This window comes from Corynebacterium sp. MSK195, from assembly GCF_030228885.1.
Classification (GTDB): domain Bacteria; phylum Actinomycetota; class Actinomycetes; order Mycobacteriales; family Mycobacteriaceae; genus Corynebacterium.
In genome coordinates, this window is record NZ_JASPGT010000029.1 from 1 (window position 1) to 2,850 (window position 2,850).

The following is a 2,850-nucleotide window of genomic DNA, read 5'->3' on the forward strand; positions in this document are numbered from 1 at the left end:
ACTGTTCGGAGTACCTAGGCATGGTGGTAGATTACCTTTCTTCCCAACCCAACCGGGCTGGATATCAGGTGTCTACCAAACAGGGGTCAGGTCCCGGGTCGACCGCGGGGCCACGCGGTTGACTTGAACCAAGTGGAATTTAAGTTCAATGTGTAGGTTAGCCGAATAAGAATCCCTGACAGATGGTGGGGTAATCCTGCTCTGACATCTTATTCCAGCTTGGATGCGCTGGGATTAGGACTGGTCACGTGTGAGAAGGTTTCGTGTACAACTAGTGACATGAACTTTTTATTGCTCGGTGGTACCGGTTTCCTTGGAGGACACATTGCGGCGGCAGCAATCGACCGAGGGCATCAAGTTACTTGCCTCGCGCGGGGTAACGGGAAGGTTCCCAACGGAGCCGAATTTGTGAGTTCAGACCGTGACCGTGACGGTGCGTACGATGAGGTTGCGGGGAAAACTTGGGACACCATTGTGGATCTGACGAGTCAGCCGAAGCATGCGCGGGATGCGGCGACGAAACTCCAGGCCAAGCATCGTATATTTGTGTCTTCGAGCAGCGTATATGAGGACCAAGGAAGTATTTCTTCCGAGTCTGATTCCGTAGTCACTCCGCTTGAAATTGACTACATGGAGAACATGGGGCAGTACCCGGCCGCAAAGTCTGCTTGCGAAACGATTTATCGCAACATAAATAGGTCGGTAATGGTAGTTCGACCCGGTCTGATCGCCGGCTACGGCGACGAAACAGGGCGCAGTGGTTACTATCCGTGGCGCTTCGCGCATCCCACGGGTGAGAACGTGATCGTCCCAGACCCGGCGTTTCCCGTCGCTATGATTGATGTGAAAGACCTTGCAGACTGGATAGTTGAGTCTGCAGAAGTTGGAACTTTCGGAACCTTTAACGCCACGGGGTTTGCTACTTCCTTGTCCGATGTGTTCAAGATTTCGCGTGAGTTAACCGCATCGGAGGCTACGGAGCGACCTTGCTCTGATGAACTGCTTCTCGCTAATGATGTAACCCCGTGGATGGGCCCAAAATCGTTGCCGTTGTGGGTACCAGGTGAACAGTTTCGCAACATCGCGCTACTCGATTGCGCCACAGCCTACGAAGCTGGCCTGCAGATTCGCCCGTTGAAAGAAACATTGGCGGATGCGCTGCGATTCGAAGAAGAACAGCAGGGGGAAAGACTCGCTGGACTCAGCGATGAAGAGGAAGTCGTGCTTCGCCAGCGGTTAGAAGATGGTATTTAGCTTCGGAGGAACAGTTTTAGTTGCAGTCGGGACCGTACTAAGTTGCTTTTCGTTCCGCGACTGACTGTTAGAATGAGTCCGAATCTGACTTGAGGGGAACTTCGGCGGTGCTAGCTCTTCATGACGCGGAACGATCTAGCCTGCGGAGGCTGCCTTTCCGAGCAGGAAACGCCTTGCGGCACACTTTTCGGCTTCTCGAATCGCTTGCAACTGAGTGAGGTAGCCTTCTTTCGCCACTCCGTCGAGTTTAAATTTAATACTACCTCTGGAAACAAGAAGTAAAGGAAGTCAGGGATATGGAAATAAAGGAAGTCAGGGATATGACTGCGTTAGAGGCTGCCCAAGAACTCTTAGAGGATGTCAATTCCCTTCTTGACCACCATCCCGCACAGAAGGACCCTAAGCCGGGAAAGCCCGCGGGGCCAGGTTACGGGCCGTTGCTGCGCGCGGGTACATCCCTCTGCTATACGGCGTGGGAGGTCTATGTCGAAGAATCACTGATCGAGACGGTTGAATGGCTTTTGACGAATAAGAAAGCCGATGAGCTGCCGGAAAAGTTACGGTCGTGGGTGGCTGAGCAAAGTAGTGATCCGTGGGTGTTCGTGGGCGACTCGTGGCGATCGGCTGTACTTGAACTTGTTCGATTGCGAATCGAAGGAGATTCGGACGGCCGTTACGGATTCAACACAGCTAGCGTTCGCGGTGTCGAAAGCCTGTACAAAAGTATCCTCGGTTTCTGCCCGCTGCGGGAAATCAAATGGCAGAAGAAAACCAACGCGGCGGTGCGGAAACAGGTTTCCGAGCTGGTCAAAATACGAGGTGAAATTGTGCATCGAGGTTCAACGCCCGATGCGCTTAACCTTGGTCTAGTCCGTAATTGGGCTGATTTTGTTCGGCGACTGATTGAAAAATTCGATGAGCACATGGTTGAATTTAGGTGCAATGTGTAGCTAGGCCTTGGGGCTGCCCACACAGAACTCGTTGCCCTCTGGGTCCTGCATGATGGTCCACACCAATCCCGGTGCTTCGTGGGTGTCTAGTTCGGCAGCGCCCAAGCCTTTGAGACGCTCTACTAAGGTTTCGCGCTCCGATCCGCCAACGTCGATATGCATGCGGTTCTTGCCAGGCGTGGGATCCTCGACGCGCTGAAACCCTAGCGCCGGGGTCGAATCAACCATCACGAAATCGCCGTAATCCGCGGCGATTTCGCAGCCGGTTGCGGCGGACCAAAACTTGGCGAGCTTTGAGGGATCGTGGCAGTCGAAGGTGATCTGGCGGATCGTGAAGTTGGGATCGCTCATGGTTTCCATGATGGGCGCGCGTCAGCGCGCCTGCAACAATGCGGGGTGTTTCTGGTGGGGGTATCAGACCAGTTCTCTCCGGCCATGTCAGCCCCATACGTCATAATGGAGGCATGGCCGAGCTGGACCCCGAGTGGGCGATCAATGAGATAGACGCGTTCCTGCAAGTCACAGCGAAGGTAGTCCCCGACATGGGCCCGGGCATCGCCTACCTTGGAACTGAAGCGTCCTGGGTTTAGTTCCTACCTCAGCTAAGGAAGGATTGAACTATGCCTAGAAAGTATTCCGTCGAGTT

The 2,850-nt window shown here is 54.0% G+C and carries 4 protein-coding genes; 3 read left to right on the plus strand and 1 reads right to left on the minus strand.

What is annotated here, in order from left to right; all coding sequences use genetic code 11:
* The first annotated feature begins 279 nt into the window (after window positions 1-279).
* Entirely contained in the window at window positions 280-1,254 is a 975-nt protein-coding gene (locus QP909_RS11580) for an NAD-dependent epimerase/dehydratase family protein (protein ID WP_070605728.1), read from the plus strand.
* A 296-nt stretch (window positions 1,255-1,550) separates the two neighbouring features.
* Window positions 1,551-2,204, plus strand: a complete 654-nt coding sequence (locus QP909_RS11585) for a HEPN domain-containing protein (protein ID WP_284767311.1) — start codon at window positions 1,551-1,553, stop codon at window positions 2,202-2,204.
* Here the strand turns inward: QP909_RS11585 and QP909_RS11590 are convergent, their stop codons facing one another.
* Window positions 2,205-2,555 (minus strand): VOC family protein, encoded by a 351-nt coding sequence (locus tag QP909_RS11590; protein ID WP_347951280.1) that lies wholly within the window; start codon window positions 2,553-2,555, stop codon window positions 2,205-2,207.
* Between the two features lie 113 nt (window positions 2,556-2,668).
* Between QP909_RS11590 and QP909_RS11595 the strand changes: the two genes are divergently transcribed.
* Complete coding sequence (locus QP909_RS11595; RefSeq protein WP_284767313.1) at window positions 2,669-2,794, plus strand: hypothetical protein; 126 nt, start codon at window positions 2,669-2,671, stop codon at window positions 2,792-2,794.
* The last annotated feature ends 56 nt before the right edge of the window (window positions 2,795-2,850 follow it).